14 protein-coding genes are annotated in these 15,375 nt (G+C 43.9%); 10 read left to right on the forward strand and 4 right to left on the reverse strand.

Annotated features, from left to right (window positions below; genetic code table 11):
• Positions 1–1,542: LPXTG cell wall anchor domain-containing protein (locus O3651_RS00005; RefSeq protein ID WP_371609149.1), on the forward strand; the 1,542-nt coding region annotated here is incomplete at its 5' end.
• A gap of 115 nt (positions 1,543–1,657) precedes the next feature.
• A complete protein-coding gene (locus O3651_RS00010; protein ID WP_371609150.1) occupies positions 1,658–2,806 on the forward strand; it encodes a glycosyltransferase in 1,149 nt (382 codons plus the stop codon).
• Between the two features lie 173 nt (positions 2,807–2,979).
• On the opposite strand, the gene pepT is transcribed toward O3651_RS00010, so the two are convergent.
• Positions 2,980–4,203 (reverse strand): peptidase T, encoded by a 1,224-nt coding sequence (gene pepT, locus O3651_RS00015; RefSeq protein WP_371609151.1) that lies wholly within the window; start codon positions 4,201–4,203, stop codon positions 2,980–2,982.
• Between the two features lie 282 nt (positions 4,204–4,485).
• Between pepT and O3651_RS00020 the strand changes: the two genes are divergently transcribed.
• The 4 genes from O3651_RS00020 to O3651_RS00035 all read left to right on the forward strand — a co-directional run bounded on the left by O3651_RS00020 (position 4,486) and on the right by O3651_RS00035 (position 9,398).
• Positions 4,486–5,118, forward strand: coding sequence for a copper homeostasis protein CutC (locus O3651_RS00020; RefSeq protein WP_005590186.1), 633 nt, complete (start codon positions 4,486–4,488; stop codon positions 5,116–5,118).
• 11 nt (positions 5,119–5,129) lie between these two features.
• Positions 5,130–5,801 carry an MmcQ/YjbR family DNA-binding protein gene (locus O3651_RS00025; protein ID WP_005590187.1) on the forward strand — a complete coding sequence of 224 codons (672 nt, stop codon included), beginning with the start codon at positions 5,130–5,132 and terminating at the stop codon, positions 5,799–5,801.
• A gap of 112 nt (positions 5,802–5,913) precedes the next feature.
• Positions 5,914–7,662: an ABC transporter ATP-binding protein gene (locus O3651_RS00030; RefSeq protein WP_371609152.1), complete on the forward strand. Its 1,749-nt coding sequence runs from the start codon at positions 5,914–5,916 to the stop codon at positions 7,660–7,662.
• Positions 7,659–9,398 carry an ABC transporter ATP-binding protein gene (locus tag O3651_RS00035; RefSeq protein WP_371609153.1) on the forward strand — a complete coding sequence of 580 codons (1,740 nt, stop codon included), beginning with the start codon at positions 7,659–7,661 and terminating at the stop codon, positions 9,396–9,398. The genes O3651_RS00030 and O3651_RS00035 overlap by 4 nt, the downstream gene beginning before the upstream one ends.
• 177 nt (positions 9,399–9,575) lie before the next feature.
• Here O3651_RS00035 and O3651_RS00040 read toward each other — a convergent pair whose 3' ends face one another.
• The 3 genes from O3651_RS00040 to O3651_RS00050 all read right to left on the reverse strand — a co-directional run bounded on the left by O3651_RS00040 (position 9,576) and on the right by O3651_RS00050 (position 12,088).
• The gene (locus O3651_RS00040; protein ID WP_371609154.1) at positions 9,576–10,874 is read right to left on the reverse strand and encodes a PLP-dependent aminotransferase family protein; all 1,299 of its coding nucleotides are present in this window, start codon (positions 10,872–10,874) and stop codon (positions 9,576–9,578) included.
• A 138-nt stretch (positions 10,875–11,012) separates the two neighbouring features.
• Positions 11,013–11,525 carry a transcription repressor NadR gene (locus O3651_RS00045; protein WP_371609155.1) on the reverse strand — a complete coding sequence of 171 codons (513 nt, stop codon included), beginning with the start codon at positions 11,523–11,525 and terminating at the stop codon, positions 11,013–11,015.
• A gap of 38 nt (positions 11,526–11,563) precedes the next feature.
• The gene (locus O3651_RS00050) at positions 11,564–12,088 is read right to left on the reverse strand and encodes an ECF transporter S component (protein WP_371609156.1); all 525 of its coding nucleotides are present in this window, start codon (positions 12,086–12,088) and stop codon (positions 11,564–11,566) included.
• Positions 12,089–12,295: 207 nt separating this feature from the next.
• Between O3651_RS00050 and O3651_RS00055 the strand changes: the two genes are divergently transcribed.
• The 4 genes from O3651_RS00055 (at position 12,296) to O3651_RS00070 (ending at position 15,359) form a co-directional block, all read left to right on the forward strand.
• On the forward strand, positions 12,296–12,634 hold the full coding sequence (locus O3651_RS00055; RefSeq protein WP_005590197.1) for a zinc ribbon domain-containing protein YjdM: 339 nt from the start codon (positions 12,296–12,298) through the stop codon (positions 12,632–12,634).
• Positions 12,635–12,642: 8 nt separating this feature from the next.
• Positions 12,643–13,269, forward strand: coding sequence for a Pr6Pr family membrane protein (locus O3651_RS00060; RefSeq protein WP_371609157.1), 627 nt, complete (start codon positions 12,643–12,645; stop codon positions 13,267–13,269).
• Between the two features lie 285 nt (positions 13,270–13,554).
• A complete protein-coding gene (pyrR, locus tag O3651_RS00065) occupies positions 13,555–14,082 on the forward strand; it encodes a bifunctional pyr operon transcriptional regulator/uracil phosphoribosyltransferase PyrR (protein ID WP_005590199.1) in 528 nt (175 codons plus the stop codon).
• Positions 14,079–15,359: a uracil-xanthine permease family protein gene (locus tag O3651_RS00070; RefSeq protein ID WP_371609158.1), complete on the forward strand. Its 1,281-nt coding sequence runs from the start codon at positions 14,079–14,081 to the stop codon at positions 15,357–15,359. The genes pyrR and O3651_RS00070 overlap by 4 nt, the downstream gene beginning before the upstream one ends.
• Positions 15,360–15,375: the final 16 nt, after the last annotated feature.

Raw genomic sequence — 15,375 nt, forward strand, 5'->3', positions numbered from 1 at the left:
TCATCTACCATCGTTAAAGACGGTAAGGACGGCAAGTCTCCATTAGCTGAGGTAGTTAACAACAACGACGGTACGCATACTGTTAAGGTTGGAATCGACAAGAACGGCGACGGTAAGCTTGATCCAAGCGAAGTGACTTCAACAACTATCGTTAAAGACGGCGCAACTGGTGCTACAGGGGCGACCGGAGCTAAAGGTGCAGATGGTAAATCATCATTAACTGAAGTAGTTGATAACAACGACGGTACGCATACTGTTAAAGTTGGAATCGACAAGAACGGCGATGGTAAACTTGATCCAAGTGAAGTAACCTCAACAACTATCGTGAAAGACGGTGCTACAGGAGCGACCGGAGCAACAGGTGCAGATGGTAAATCATCATTAACTGAAGTAGTTAACAACAACGACGGTACGCATACTGTTAAAGTTGGACTCGATAAGAATGGCGACGGTAAGCTTGATCTAAGTGAAGTAACGTCAACGACTATCGTGAAAGACGGAAAAGATGGTAAGACACCATTGGCCGAAGTAGTTGACAATCAAAATGGAACACACACCATTAAGATTGGTTTTGATACAAATGGCAATGGTAAGCTTGATTCAGATGAAGTAACCTCTGCTACTATCGTTAAAGATGGAAAAGACGGTAAAGATGGCAAGGACGGCAAAGACGGAAAAGATGGTCAAAGCTCACTTGTAACTCTCGTTGAAAATGAAGATGGTAGTGTTACTATTCTTGTTGGAATTGATAAGAATAATAATGGTAAGGTTGATTCTGATGAAGTAACATCTTCTACAATTATCAGAAATGGTAAAGATGGTAAGGACGGCAAAGACGGAAAAGATGGAAAAGACGGAAAAGATGGCAAGGGTGTAACCGGCCCAACTGGTCCTACAGGTCCAACCGGTCCTACAGGTCCAACCGGTCCTACAGGTCCAACCGGCCCTACAGGTCCAACCGGTCCTACAGGTCCAACCGGCCCTACAGGTCCAACCGGCCCAACTGGTCCTACAGGTCCTACAGGTCCAACTGGTCCTACAGGTCCAACCGGCCCAACTGGTCCAACCGGCCCTACAGGTCCAACCGGTCCTACAGGTCCAACCGGCCCAACTGGTCCAACCGGCCCTACAGGTCCAACCGGTCCTACAGGTCCAACCGGCCCAACTGGTCCTACAGGTCCAACTGGTCCTACAGGTCCAACCGGCCCAACTGGTCCAACCGGCCCTACAGGTCCAACCGGCCCTACAGGTCCAACCGGCCCAACCGGTCCTACAGGTCCAACCGGCCCAACCGGCCCAACTGGTCCAACCGGTCCAACTGGTCCTACTAATCCAATAAAACCAGTAGTTCCAACAGCTCCAACAGTTCCAGCTAAGCCAACAAAACCTGCAGGAACAACCAAAGTAGTAGCTAAGTCAGGAACACTTCCTAAGACTGGTGACAATAGCAACCATGAAGTAGGTGTGGTAGGCGCAGGACTTCTATCAGCTGCACTTCTAGCTGCCTTAGGTGTTTCTAAGCGAAAAGAAGAAGAACTCTAAGATATTCTCTTTATAAAATTTAAGCAATATCAAGTTTAGAGTAAAACAGAGGCTATTAGGATGACTAATTCTATTAGCCTCTAGTTTTGTTGTATTAATGTTTTGGAGGAATTGAATGTCATCAATTGTATTGAATATGATTGTAAAAAATGAAGCCCATATAATTTTGGAAACACTCCAAAATTTGGTCAATTCAATCACATTTGACTACTGGGTCATTTCTGACACTGGCTCCACAGATGGAACGGAAAACCTCATCTTGAATTTTTTTAGTGAGGTGGGGATTCCAGGAGAATTGCACAAAGATGAATGGCAAAACTTTGCCTATAATAGAAATTTAGCCCTAAATTATGCAAGAGGAAAGGGAGACTATATTCTAATCTTTGATGCAGATGATTTCGTTGAAGGTAGTTTAAAAATTTCTACTGATCTTGAAGCAGATGCCTATTATCTTAATTTTTCAGATGAGAGTGGGGTTCTTTCATTTCGTCGTGTAGCTCTTTTTAAAAATAATCCAGAAATCTATTGGCGAGGAGTTGTGCATGAATTTATTGAATTGCCTGAAGGTGCCAGTTATGGAAATCTTGTAGGACCCTATTCAGTCATTGCAAGAACAAGAGGCGCACGAAGTCTAGACGATGATAAATATTATCATGATGCAACTGCACTTGCAAATGCCGTTTATAATAATCAAGATCCTGATTTAGAGCCTAGATATACCTTTTATTGCGCGAGATCTTATCGTGATGCAGGTTTATACCAGGAGGCCTTGTCTTGGTTCAAAAAACGTGCAGTTATGACGGATGGATGGTCAGAGGAAGCTTATTATTCTTGTCTAGAAATAGCACAAATTTATGAAAATGAGGGGAGAGCTCTTGAAGGACGGGAGTATTTAGAAAAAGCTATCCAAATTAACCCTAATCGAGCCGAAGCATGGTCTCAATTAGCTAAATTATATAGAGAGGCAGGGCAGCATCACATTGCTTTTGCTTATGCTTATATGGCTAAGGATTTAGAATTGAATCCGGATAGTCTTTTCAGCTGGAACAGGGTTTATGACTATTGGATTCCATTTGAATTGTTAGAAAATGGTGTCAAAATAGGGAATTTTGAAGTTGCCTACCAAGGCTTCAGAGCTTTAATTCTGGCAGGTCAGGCCGATACTTATAAGAACTATTATGAATACTTACCTCAGTTCGAACAGTATCTAGATAATGAGATTATTGAGAAGATTATAGAAGTCATTAACGGTACAGAAGCTTAATTGAATCTGTCAATACAGTTTTTGTCGAGTATAACGGCCTGATACATGCCAAACTTTGGAGAGGACCAATTGGTCTTCTCCTTTTTTGCTCTTGGAGCAGTTGGTATTAGCTTGGCTCTTAGTTTTTAAAGTCATAAAAAAACAGAAATTCGTTATGAATTTCTGTTTTTTATTTATTCTTGATAAGAGACGATGCCAATGATGGTATCGACAGCGCGTTCCATGGTTTCTAGGCTGACATATTCGAAGCGGCCGTGCATGGTTTCGCCGCCGGCAAAGAGGTTAGGTGTCGGAATGCCCATAAAGGAAATTTTAGAGCCATCAGTTCCGCCACGGATAGGCTCGATGACAGGCTGGATGTCCAGACTTTCCATGACTGCTTTGGCGATATGGATAGGTGTCATGTCTTTTTCTATGACCTGCTTCATGTTGTAATACTGGTCTTTAAGGGTCAAAATAACACGCTCGCTGCCTAGCTCTTGGTTCATCTTATCAGCGATAGCCTGCATAGCAGCTTTGCGATTTTCAAAAGCCTCTGTCTCAAAGTCACGAATAATGTAGCTGGCTTGAGCTTCTTCGACAGTACCGGTCAAGTTCATCAGGTGGTAGAAGCCTTGGTAGCCATCGGTCTTCTCTGGTCGGTCGTCTTCTGGCAGCTGGTTGTGGAAGTCAATAGCCAGCTGAAGTGCATTGACCATCTGGTCCTTAGCAGTTCCTGGATGGACATTGCGACCTTGGAAGGTCAATTCTGCGCCAGCAGCGCTAAAGGTTTCGTACTGGAGCTCACCTAGAGGTCCGCCATCCACTGTGTAGGCAAAGTCCACATCGAAGTCTTCCGCGTCAAACTTATCAGCTCCGATACCGATTTCCTCGTCTGGACCAAAGCCCACTCGGATTTCTCCATGCTTGATCTCTGGGTGGGCAGACAGGTATTCGATAGCAGTCATGATTTCAGCAATACCTGACTTGTCGTCTGCTCCCAAAAGGGTTGTTCCGTCAGTCGTAATCAGAGTTTGGCCCTTGTATTTATGGAGACTGGCGAAGTCTGCAGGATCTAAGTTAAAGCCAGATTGCCCAAGCGGAATCACACCGCCGTCATAATTTTCAATGACCTGTGGCTGGATGTTTTCTGCGTTGAAATCCGCCGTATCCATGTGGGAAATAAAGCCAATCTTGCGGGTAAAGCTAGGATCGTTGGCTGGCAGAGTCCCAATTGCAAATCCGTTGGGCAGATAGTAGACATTTTCCAAGCCAACCCGTTTCATTTCAGGGATAAGGATATTATTAGCAAAGTCCACCTGACTCTGGGTACTGGGTGTAGTAGTAGACGTTTCGTCTGAGCGTGTGTTAACTTTGACATAGGTCAGGAAACGATCTAAAAGATTAGGGTATTTCATAAAAGCTCCTTGTTTTCATAGATTAAGTCTATTTTATCACAATCTTGAACAAAAGACACCCGTAAGTCACCATTTCACTAGTTGAAAAGGCTTGGAAGATGGTCATAATGAAAATAGGTGAAAATAAGCCTTATAAACTTAAAGAATAGGATTTTTTGCAAGACTATGAATATAAAATGATTGAGAAAAGGCGGTGGCCAATATGCTAGAAGCGCATGTTAAAGGAAATTTTGTGATATAATAAAAAGCAGAAAATCAATATAGTAAATAAGAGGTAGTGCCATGATTTATGAATTTTGTGCGGAGAATATCACCTTGCTAGACAAGGCTTTAGAAGCTGGAGCGAAGCGGGTTGAACTGTGTGATAACCTAACAGTTGGTGGAACAACGCCTAGCTACGGTGTCATCGAGGCTGCAGTACGAATGGTCAAGCCTTATGATGCGACTGTGATGACCATGATTCGTCCTCGTGGTGGGAATTTTGTTTATTCAGATTTGGAAATCGAGATAATGCTTTCGGACATTCAGAAGGCACGTGAGGCAGGGAGCCATGGCCTCGTTTTTGGTGTTTTAGCGGAAAATAACGAGATCGATTATCCTAAGATGGAGCGACTGCTTGAGGCAGCTCAGGGACTGGATGTGGTCTTCCATATGGCTTTTGATGCTATTCCTGCTGAGTATCAGTTCGGAGAGTTAGACTGGCTGGTTGAACACGGTGTTAAGCGGATCTTGACTCATGGTGGGCCAGCGTCAGAGTCCATTCTAGAGCATTTGGCTTGGCTGGATGAGTTGGTTGAGCATGCGGCAGGGCGGATAGAGATTTTACCTGGTGGTGGAATTAATCTAGAAAATCGTGACGAGATTGTTGACGCTCTAGGTGTTGATCAATTGCATGGCACCAAAGTAGTATTTTAGCAGGAAAGCTCATGCTGGATTTATTTGAAAAATACAGGCTGAAGGAAGAAAGTTTGCTGGATTATGGCTTTGTCAGGTCTGGTGCAGAATACAGATATTCGACTAAGATTATGGCTGGCGACTTCCAGATAGATGTGCTGATTTCTGATGGAAAGCTGGATTTTCAGGTGCTTGATTTAGATACAGGTGACGAATACCGGCAAGTCAAGATGGAAAATATGGCTGGAGAGTTTGTCGGACAAGTCAGGGCGGCCTGTCAGGAGGTTTTGCTGGATATTCGGCAGCATTGCTTTGAGGAAGTAGGTTTTCTTTATGAGCAAAGTCAGCGACTGAGTAGCTATGTGGCGACTACTTATCAGGGGCAGTTGGAGTATCTTTGGGAAAATTCTTCTCGCAAAGGCTCTAATAGAGCCGCTGTTTTTCGCCATCAGGATAGCAAGAAATGGTACGGAGCTTTTTTGACGACAGATTGGTCTAAGTTTGAAAAGGAGCGCAATGGTGCGATCGAGGTTCTCAATGTCAAGAGTGACCGAGTTGCGGAACTTATTCAGCAAAAGGGAATTTATCCCGCCTTTCATATGAATAAAAAATACTGGCTCAGCCTGCCCTTAGATGGAACCTTGCCCGACCAGCAACTTTTTGATTTGTTGGACACCAGCTTTGTCCTGACTAAGAAAAGATGAGCATAGTTTGCCTGAGTTTCATTTTTAGATGAAATAGCGTATAATAGAGATAGTGAGAAACGGACAGTCGGATTAAGGGCTGTCCGTCCTTTGTTTGGAATGAGGAAACAAAATGAATCTTATCAGAAAACTGGACTGGTTTTTTAAATTGGAGAAGCGGCGTTATATGATCGGCATCTTGGCCTTGTCTCTGGTCAGTGTTTTTAATCTGATTCCGCCACGAGTCATTGGGCAGGTCATAGATAGAATCGCTAGGCAGAGTCTGACTACTGAAGACCTTATTTATAATCTTCTTCTTTTGATTTTGTCCGCTTTTATTATGTATGGTTTGCGGTATGTCTGGCGGCTCTATATCTTTGGTACGGCCAATAATCTGGGGCGCATCTTACGCTTTCGGCTTTTTGAGCATTTTACACGGATGTCGCCAAGTTTTTATCAAAAATACCGAACGGGTGACCTCATGGCCCATGCGACCAATGATATCAATGCGGTAGTTAGCGTGGCTGGCGGTGGTGTTATGTCAGCGGTAGATGCTTCTATTACGGCCTTGGTGACCTTCATTACCATGTTTCTGGTCTTGGATTGGCGGTTGACCCTGATTGCGATTCTCCCTCTTCCTTTTCTGTCCTGGGGAACCAGCTTGATTGGTCGAAAGAATCACGAGAGCTTTAAAGCCGCTCAGGAGGCTTTTTCTGATCTCAATAATAAAGTTCAGGAAAGCGTAGCGGGGATTAAAGTAACCAAGTCTTTTGGCTATCAGGATGCGGAGACGGAGTCTTTTGCGGTCATCAACCAAGAAGTCTATCAAAAGAATATCTTGGCCGCTAAGTATAATTCTCTGTTTGACCCCATGGTGCTGATTTTTATCGGCTTATCCTATGTTCTGACCCTGATTTTCGGTGGAATGTTTATTTCCCAAGGTCAATTTACAGTCGGTGAGCTGGTTACCTTTATGACTTATCTGGATATGCTCGTGTGGCCATTGCAGGCGATGGGTTACCTAGTGAATATCAGCCAGCGGGGAGCCGTTTCCTATGAACGGATTGAGAACTTGCTGGCTGAAGAGTCGGATGTCAAGGAAGCCCAGCAGCCACTTGCCAGTATTCAAAATGGTCGACTGGACTATGAGATAGATTACTTTGCTTATGAAAACGAAGTGACTTTGAAGAATATTCACTTTACATTAGAAAAAGGACAGACCTTGGGGATTGTCGGGCCGACAGGATCTGGGAAGACTACCTTGCTACGCCTTTTGCTGAGGGAGCAGGATATTCAGGAAGGAGCAATTTATCTAAATGGCCACGATATTCGAGAGTATGCTCTTAAGGATCTGCGCAGTCTGATTGGTTATGTGCCTCAGGATCAGATACTCTTTGCTCTGTCCATTCGGGACAATATCCGCTTTGCCAATCCAGAACTATTAGATGAGCAAGTCATCCGAGCAGCGCAGCTTTGTGGTGTTTATGAGGATATTAAGGCTATGCCGGATGGTTTGGATACGTTGCTTGGTGAGCGGGGCGTCTCGCTTTCTGGAGGCCAAAAGCAGCGTTTGGCTATGAGCAGAGCCCTCATCACCACTCCAGAAATTTTGATCTTAGATGATTCCTTGTCAGCAGTGGATGCCAAGACCGAGCATATGATTTTAGAAAATCTCAAGCAGGAACGAGCTGACAAGACGACCATTATCACTGCCCATCGTCTGTCAGCCATTGTCCATGCGGATCTGATTTTAGTGCTGGAGAATGGCCACATCAAGGAACGAGGTAGCCACCAAGAACTTTTGGCAGCACAGGGCTGGTATGCTCAAACCTATCAGAATCAGCAACTATATGAACGTTTCAAGGAGGAGTCTGCAAAATGACAAAACAATCAACTTTTAGACGTCTCCTAGGCTATATGTGGCGCTACAAATGGATTAGCCTACTGGCTCTAGCTTTTATTTTTGCGACAACCTTGGTGACAACGGCCTTGCCGCTCTTGGCTCGTTCTTATATAGACCAGTTTGTCAGCCGAGACGCAGCCACAAATGGGCTCTATCTGCTGGGAATTTACTATGGCCTCTTTCTTTTACGAGTACTCCTTACTTTTCTGGGGCAGTATGCTTTTGCACGGGTGGCCTACAGCATTGTTCGCGATCTTCGGCAGGAAACTTTTGCGAATATGCAGCAATTAGGCATGGCTTACTTTGACCAGACAGCAGCAGGGGCTATCGTTTCTCGCTTGACAAACGATACCCAGTCAGTGGCTGATATGTTTAGCAGTATTTTTTCTAACTTTCTCAGCTCCATGCTTATCTTGGTGGTGACGATCGCAACCATGCTGGCTCTGAATTGGCGACTGACTCTTCTGATTGTCCTCTTTTTGCCTATCATGCTTGGTTCGATTATCCTGTATCAGCGGCTGTCCAATCGTTTGCTCAAACAAGTCCGAGCTAAACTAAGCGACCTCAATGTCAAACTTTCTGAGAGCATTGAAGGGATGCGGATCATTCAAGCTTTTAGTCAGGAAAAGCGGCTAATCGAAGAATTTGAAGCAATTAATGCGGAACATCTGGACTTTAGCAATCGCTATCTGAATGTGAACAGCCTCTTTCTGCGCCCTGCTATGTCCTTGCTGAAAATCTTGGCGTATGCACTTATTCTGACTTATTTCGGCTTGAGTTGGCAAATAGCTGGAGTGACTGCAGGTGTCATGTATGCCTTTATCCAGTATGTCAATCAGCTTTTCAATCCCTTGATTGATGTCATGCAAAATTACTCTGTTCTTCAGACATCGATGGTGGCTGCGGAGCGCGTTTTTGAACTGATGGATCGTCGAGACTTTGAGCCTGAACAAGCAGAAGAAGGACCTGAGATTCAGGCAGGCAATATTGACTTTCAGCACGTGAGCTTTTCCTATGACGGAAAGAGAGAGATTCTAAAGGATATTTCCTTTAGCGTCAAGCAAGGTGAGACGATTGCCTTTGTCGGATCAACGGGTTCGGGCAAATCCTCCATTATCAACCTTTTCCTGCGCTTTTATGAATTTGAAAAAGGTAAGATTCTTATTGATGGCAGAGACATCAGAGACTACAGTCAAGCAGAGTTACGACGGAATATTGGTCTTGTCTTGCAGGATCCCTTTCTCTACCACGGCACCATTGCCTCTAATATCCGCATGTATCAGGAGAGTCTGTCACAAGCAGAGGTCGAAGAAGCAGCTCGGTTTGTTGATGCCCATGACTTTATCAGCCAGCTAGCTCAGGGCTATGATAGTCCAGTTACCGAGCGCGGCTCCACCTTCTCTAGTGGCCAACGACAGCTTTTGGCCTTTGCCAGAACCATCGCAACCAAGCCTAAAATCTTGATTTTGGATGAAGCCACTGCCAATATCGATTCGGAAACTGAGGAGCTGATCCAGCATTCTCTCCGGAAAATGCGTCAGGGTCGAACCACTATTGCCATTGCCCATCGGCTGTCTACGATTCAGGATGCCAATTGCATCTACGTTTTAGATAAAGGGCGCATCATTGAGTCTGGTAGTCATGAAAAGCTTCTAGCACAAAATGGGACGTATAAGAAAATGTATCAGCTGCAGGCTGGGATGTTGGATGCCTGAAAAACAAGGAAAAATTCAAAGAAAAGAGGCTGGGACAAAAGTCCTAGCCTCTCAATTGTTTTTGGATTGTCGAGCAAGACGCAGTGGTTGAGAGGGCTCTATTACGCTGATTTCATCAGCTTTTACAGCCCTACTCAACTGTGCGGAGGTGGGACGACGAAATCGAATTCTAACGAATTACCGATTTCTATCCCACTCTCTTTTTAGATATTCTTTAAATTTTTCAAGATTTTCCTTTAAATCATCAAACCCTAGCTTAGCATAGCGGTAGGGGCAAGTATGAATGTAGCTGCTTTCAAAAAAGTCCAGCGGCAGCTTGCTATGTTTGAGGGAGCTGACTGATGAGAGGGATTGGAGGTCAAAAATCACGCCATCGGTTGTTAACTGGTGGGGTAGAGGGAAATGGAGGTCGTCCAAGAGGAATTGTGCCTTAGTTTTTTCAGTTTCCAGTCGGTTAAGTAAGCCTAGACGATTCTTTTCAAACATCAGATTATCAATATAGAGGGAGAGAGCCTTTTGCATGATGAGGTTACTGTCGTAGTCAACCGCTATTTTATAGGACAGAAAGGTTTCTCGAATCTGAGGAGGCAGAGCCAAGGCCGTGATGCGCAAGGCAGGAAAGAGACTGGTAGAAAAAGACTTGATATAGAGGACATGCTGACTATTATCTAGATAGTGAAAAGGCAGTTCTCGCTTACTATCAAAGTCGGCCAGATAGTCGTCTTCAACAATATAGGCATCATAACGTTCAGCAAGGGCAAGGATTTCTTCCTTTTCCTGACGACTGTAGGAATGTCCTAGTGGATAGTGGAAACGGGGAATCGTATAGAAAAACTTAATCCGCCTTGTTTTAAAAATCCTCTCTAACTCTTTCAGGTCAATCCCAGTCGGTTTACGCTCAATGGTCTCATAAGACAGTTTCTGATTTAGAAGTAAATCATTGATTCGGTGGTAAGTGGGCTGCTCAACCAGAATGGTCTCTTTGCCATTGGGAAAATCAATCTGAGAGAGAATGTAGAGGGCTTGTTGGGTACCGGAAGTCAGAATCAGATTGTCTGCAGAAGTGTAGACTGCGGAGTCCAAAAGCAAGCGCTGGACTGACTGTCGCAACTCCTCCAGTCCTTCTTGTTGGGAATAGTAGTTGAAAAGATAGTTTTCTCGACCAATCAGTGTTTCATTGACACACAGGCGGAAGTCTTCGTAGGCTTGGTGGCGGTCGTCTGTCACAGCCAGCTCCATATCTTCCTTTTTATTTTGGTCATTTTCCAAGACATAGTAGCCGCTCTTAGGCACGGCATAAATGTACTTCTGATAACGAAGCTCAATCAAGGCCTTCTGAGCAGTATCCTTGCTGCAATGGTAGCGCTCTGCCAGCTTGCGAACGGAGGGAATCTTTTGCCCCGTAGTAAGTCTACCCTTGTCAATATCCCTGATAATTCTATCCATGATGATTTGGTATTTAGCTTTTGATGCCATTCTGTCCCCCTACAGATTTCTTTCTCTTATTTTACCTTATTTCTAGGAAGTTGACAAAGTTTCTTGTTCATTCAAAATATAAAAACCAGCCTTGAATTTCCTTCAAAACTGGTTCAATCTAGAACATTTGCGCCGTGCCTATTCTTGCAGAAAGCCCAGTGTCGCTAAGGCTTCCTCGATATAGTCTAAGTCCTGCTGAGAATCTGCCTCGATTAAATGGTAGTGAATTCCATTTGTCAGTTCGGATAAGGCACGAAAATCGCTCTCTGAGACTTGCTCTAAAAATTGCTGCACATCGCGACGGCAGGTCAATTTCAAATAGGTCTGGATTTCCCCATAGACAGGATGCTCAATCATGATATTTTGCACCCGACCGCCATTATCAACGATAGCCAAAAGTTCGGCTTCGATATCGTCCGCCCTGTGTTTGAGTTTAAAGAGCCTATGACAATGAGCGGGTTCATTGCTTTCTTTATAGAGATAGCCCCTATTAGTACTAATAATAGGAGCACCATCGGCCCGCAGCAGAGCAATATCCTGAACGATAATCTGGCGAGTGACATGAAATTGTTCCGCCAAAAATTGTCCGTTTAAAGGTTGCCGAGCTTCTTGTAAAAGCTCTAATACATCATTTCTTCGTTTTTTTGTCATATCTTCATTGTAAATCAAATCTCTAGAAGATTCAAGGTTTAGCGCATCTTTTTCAGAGCCTGATAGACAAATTTTGCGATGACAAAGTCCACCATGCTGTGAACGATTGTACCAAATCCGACTAGACCAAATAAGATATAGAAGGCATTCGCCGGATAGGCTGTTGTCGTATAAAAGAGAATGCAGACCACTACCTCACCAAAGGCATGAATCAGGGCCAGCACAAAATTAAAGATCCAAGTCTTTTTCTGACTGTCCAGTGTTTCAGGATGCTTTTGCAGGTAAAGAGCGCCGATAGTCCCGAAGAGCAGGTGAGACAGAGCTCTCAGGGTGATGATGAAAGGAAGGCCGGACATGAAAAACCCGATGGTAGAGCCGAGAACGACAATCACTGTCATGAGTGGTGAGATGAACATGGCCAGAAAGATTGCAACGTGGCTGGCTAAAGTGAAGGAAGCAGGCGGAATGACAATCTTAATCGGCATAACCAGCGGAATAACGATGGCTAGGGCAGTCAAGAAAGCGGTCAGTGTCATAAACTGATTTTTGGATGTTAGTTTCATAATAAACTCCTTTTATCTACTGTATATACACTAGAATAGTACATTGTTTTGTCACAAAAGTCAAGAAAGTTTTTTAAAAACAAGCGATTTTCTTTGCTCATTTGTCAAATAAGATAAAATATCGTATAATAAGACGGTAAAATATGGCTGTCATTCGGTTCTTATTCTTTTCTGAATGTCTGCCCACTTATAAGGAGAAATGAATTAATGAATAATTTACCAAATTGCCCAAAATGTAACTCAGAATACGTTTATGAAGATGGTGTCCTCTTGGTTTGTCCAGAATGTGCCTATGAATGGGATCCTGCAGAAGTTGCAGCAGGAGAAGCTGGTCCAGTGGCTATTGATGCGAATGGAAACCAGTTGGCCGATGGGGATACAGTTACCTTAATCAAGGACTTGAAAGTCAAGGGTGCTCCTAAGGATCTCAAACAAGGAACGCGCGTGAAAAATATCCGCATCGTCGAAGGCGACCACAATATTGACTGTAAGATTGACGGATTTGGTGCTATGAAGCTCAAGTCAGAATTCGTCAAGAAAATCTGAGAAATCTTATGAATAAAAAAGTAATTTTTGCTTATCGCCTACTTCTTCTGGTTTTGGCTTTTGTAGGGGTCTATCTGGAAATTGCTAAACTTGGCGTGGGAATGCTAATGTACTACACGGTCTTGTCTAATCTTCTGGTTCTATTATTCACCGCCTATCTCATTTTTAGAACGTGGACGGACAATAACTGGGAGAGTTCCAAGCTGTTGCGCGTGAAGGGCGGCGTGACCATGTGTATCATGATTACCTGCGTAGTCTATCACTTGCTCCTAGCTCCGATTGCGACAGATTTTTATCGGCTGGAAAATTTCCTTTGCCATTATATTGTGCCACTCATGTTTTTCTTTGATACTCTTGTATTTGATAAGACTCGGCAGTATCGTTGGTTTGATCCCATTTCTTGGACGAGTGTTCCGCTGATTTACATGATTTTTGCCCTTATTAACGGCTTTTTCTTGAAAATTGATATTCCCAATGCCAAGGATAAACCCTTTCCCTACTTTTTCCTTAATGTCTATAAGCACGGTTGGCCTTATGTTATCAAGATGTGCTTGATTATCTTTGTGGCCTATCTAGTCTTTGGTTATATTTTTTACGGAATCAAATCTATCTCATTTTCAAAGAAGAAAGCTTAGATTCTTATAATAGGAATAGAAAACAGATGTTCTCTGTTTTTTATTTTGTTAAAATGGATTAGCAATTTATCGTGAAAAAAGTTCATTTTTTTCTTGAAATGGAATTGAAATTGTGGTATAGTTATAAACAATTAAATAGTCCTTTAATTCTATCCAGAGAGATAGGCAAGGAGCAAAGTAAAAATGATGGGTGGAGTGTGACAAGTGCGTCTTGTTTCAGCCTGTCTCTATTTTCTGAGGTCTCCTTGCAAAAGGAGGCTTTTTTAATGTTTTTAGGAGGTTTAGATGAAGACAAAGGAAGTTGTCGATGAGATCACCATGAATCGTGCCATCACGCGGATCACTTATGAAATCATCGAGCGCAACAAGGATTTAAGCCAAATCGTTTTGGCAGGCATTAAGACCAGAGGGGTTTTCATTGCCAAGCGGATCCAGCAACGACTGGCTCAGCTAGAGAAAATTGAGATTCCAGTTTGCGAAGTGGATACAAAGCCCTTCCGAGACGATATCAAGGTCAAGGAAGACACGACAGTAATTCCAGTTGATATTACTGATCGCGAAGTGATTATCGTTGACGATGTGCTCTATACAGGCCGGACTATCCGCGCAGCCATTGATAATCTTGTCAGCAATGGGCGGCCATCACGCGTCAGCCTCGCTGTTCTAGTGGACCGCGGGCACCGTGAGTTGCCGATTCGGGCAGACTATGTTGGCAAAAATATTCCAACGAGCCACCTTGAAGAGATTATTGTTGAAATGACTGAAAAAGATGGTCAGGACCGAGTTCTGATTGTAGAGGAGGAGACAAGATGAGTCAAGAAGTTAAATACGATGTCCATGATATGCCAAAGCCTGGCTTACTCTTAGGACTTTCATTCCAGCATTTATTCGCCATGTTTGGGGCGACAGTGTTGGTTCCGATTCTGGTGGGAATTGACCCAGCGGTAGCTCTGTTTTCAAGTGGTTTGGGAACGCTGGCCCACTTGACAGTGACCAAGTACAAAATCCCTGCTTATATGGGCTCCAGCTTTGCTTATATCGCTGCCATGCAAATCCTAATGAAGACAGATGGGATTGCTGCGGTTGCGCAAGGTGCTATCACGGGAGGTTTGGTCTACTTCATCGTAGCCCTCATCGTGAAATTCGCAGGGAACGCTTGGATTGATAAGATTTTGCCGCCAGTAGTGGTGGGGCCAATCATCATGGTGATTGGTCTGAGTCTGGCGGGCACAGCCGTTGGCGATGTGATGTATAAGACCGTTGGAGACCAGAAGGTCTACGACATCACCTACTTTGCTATCGGGATGGTAACCCTCCTCTGTGTCATTCTCTTTAACATCTACGGTAAGAAAATCATTGGTATTATTCCGGTACTGCTGGGCTTGATTGTTGGCTATATCTTCGCTCTGATTGTCGGAGCGGTGACAGGTCAGGAGATCATCTCTTTTGCCAACGTGACAAAAGCTTCTTGGTTCCATGTTCCGCCGATGAATCTTCCGTTTATAGATTATGATTTTAAATTGTATCCAAGTGCAATCCTAACAATGGCGCCGATCGCCTTTGTAACGATGACAGAGCACTTTGGGCATGTTATGGTTTTGAATAGCTTGACAGGCAAAGATTTCTTTAAAGAGCCTGGTTTGGATAAGACTTTAGCTGGAGATGGTCTGGCTCAGGTTATCGCGGGTATCTTTGGTGCTCCGCCAGTGACCAGCTACGGTGAAAATATCGGGGTGATGGCGCTCAATAAAATCTACAGTGTTTATGTAATTGCTGGTGCTGCTGTACTGGCGATTATCATGAGCTTTGTCGGGAAAGTATCTGCCCTGCTCCAATCAATTCCAAGTCCAGTTTTGGGAGGTATTTCCATCGCCCTCTTCGGGGTAATTGCTTCTAGCGGTTTGAAAATTCTGATTGAAGCCCAAACCAATTTTGACAACAAAAAGAACCTGCTGATTGCCAGTGTCGTTCTGGTATCTGGTATCGGTGGTCTGACCCTGCAACTATCAGGTCTGCAAGTTTCAGGAGTTGCCTTGTCAACTGTTCTCGGAATTACCCTCTACCTCATCCTGCCAGAACCTAAAAATTAGGCTGACGAGATTGCTA

Origin of the sequence: Streptococcus sp. 27098_8_73, from assembly GCF_041432495.1 — a bacterium.
Lineage (GTDB): Bacteria > Bacillota > Bacilli > Lactobacillales > Streptococcaceae > Streptococcus.

Coding starts and splice junctions, on each gene's coding strand:
- O3651_RS00045 (WP_371609155.1), bottom strand. CDS start 11,525: ATGACAAAAAAACGAAGAAATGATGTATTAGAGCTTTTACAAGAAGCT.
- O3651_RS00055 (WP_005590197.1), top strand. CDS start 12,296: ATGAATAATTTACCAAATTGCCCAAAATGTAACTCAGAATACGTTTAT.
- O3651_RS00070 (WP_371609158.1), top strand. CDS start 14,079: ATGAGTCAAGAAGTTAAATACGATGTCCATGATATGCCAAAGCCTGGC.
- O3651_RS00040 (WP_371609154.1), bottom strand. CDS start 10,874: ATGGCATCAAAAGCTAAATACCAAATCATCATGGATAGAATTATCAGG.
- O3651_RS00020 (WP_005590186.1), top strand. CDS start 4,486: ATGATTTATGAATTTTGTGCGGAGAATATCACCTTGCTAGACAAGGCT.
- O3651_RS00060 (WP_371609157.1), top strand. CDS start 12,643: ATGAATAAAAAAGTAATTTTTGCTTATCGCCTACTTCTTCTGGTTTTG.
- O3651_RS00025 (WP_005590187.1), top strand. CDS start 5,130: ATGCTGGATTTATTTGAAAAATACAGGCTGAAGGAAGAAAGTTTGCTG.
- pyrR (WP_005590199.1), top strand. CDS start 13,555: ATGAAGACAAAGGAAGTTGTCGATGAGATCACCATGAATCGTGCCATC.
- O3651_RS00050 (WP_371609156.1), bottom strand. CDS start 12,088: ATGAAACTAACATCCAAAAATCAGTTTATGACACTGACCGCTTTCTTG.
- pepT (WP_371609151.1), bottom strand. CDS start 4,203: ATGAAATACCCTAATCTTTTAGATCGTTTCCTGACCTATGTCAAAGTT.
- O3651_RS00030 (WP_371609152.1), top strand. CDS start 5,914: ATGAATCTTATCAGAAAACTGGACTGGTTTTTTAAATTGGAGAAGCGG.
- O3651_RS00010 (WP_371609150.1), top strand. CDS start 1,658: ATGTCATCAATTGTATTGAATATGATTGTAAAAAATGAAGCCCATATA.
- O3651_RS00035 (WP_371609153.1), top strand. CDS start 7,659: ATGACAAAACAATCAACTTTTAGACGTCTCCTAGGCTATATGTGGCGC.